The 952-nt window shown below is 61.7% G+C and carries 1 protein-coding gene; it reads right to left on the reverse strand.

Features of this window, described 5'->3' with window-relative positions; translation table 11 throughout:
* Positions 1 to 952, reverse strand: a 952-nt coding sequence (locus tag M3A49_RS42325; protein ID WP_266233988.1) for an IS630 family transposase, incomplete at both ends; no start/stop codon positions are given.

A 952-nucleotide genomic window follows, 5' to 3' on the forward strand; every position in this document is an offset into this window, starting at 1 on the left:
TGTGCTCGCGGATATAGCGCATCAGCTTGCGCTCCAGATCCTTTACCGTGGTGAAGATACCTCGCGCAATCACGTCGCGCTGGATGCGCGAGAACCAGTTCTCCACCTGATTTAGCCAGGAGGTATAGGTCGGCGTGTAATGCAACCGCACGTTTCGGTGTTGCCGCAGGAACTCTTGCACGCGCGGGGTCTTGTGGCTGCTGACGTTGTCGCAGATCACATGGATCTCTTGTTTGGGCTGCTGGCTGGCGATAACGTCGGTGAGGAAGGCCACGAACTGCTCGCTGGTATGGCGTGGCGCCGTTTTGCCGATGACTTCCCCGGTTGTCGTGTTGAGCGCAGCGAACAGGCTCAGCGTGCCGTTGCGCTTGTATTCGAAGCCGTGACTCTCGGCGCGCCCGGGCGACAGCGGCAGCATCCGGTCTTTACGATCCAGGGCCTGAATTGCCGTCTTCTCGTCGACGCAGAACACCACCGCGTGTGCGGGAGGGTTCAGATACAGACCGATCACGTCTGCCGCCTTGGTCTCGAAGTCAGGATCATTTGAGACCATGTGCGTATCGAGCCGATGGGGCCGCACGCCGTGCTTGCGCCAGATGCGCTGCACCGTCGAGGCGCCCACATCACCCAAAGCCGCAGCAAGCTTATAGCTGCTCCAATGCGTCGAGCCGTCCGCAGGCCGGTGCTTGAGCGTGAGATTCAAAACCCGCGCTTCCAGCTTTTCAGGCGGATGCACCGGGGCTCGTCCGGGATGGCGCGCGTACAGGCCTGCCAGCCGCTCGGCCAGAAACCGGCTCGACCAACGGCTAATGAAGCGGGAGTCACAGCGCAGCCGCTGCATGATCGCCTCACGTGTCTCTCCGTCGTCAAGCATCAGGATCAACCGGGCACGCCGCGTGTCTGCTGCGCGCACCGTTTGACTACGAGCCGCCGACAGCAATTGTTTGCGCTC

The sequence above is a fragment of the Paraburkholderia sp. CNPSo 3076 genome (genome assembly GCF_026343935.1).
Classification (GTDB): Bacteria; Pseudomonadota; Gammaproteobacteria; order Burkholderiales; family Burkholderiaceae; genus Paraburkholderia; species Paraburkholderia nodosa.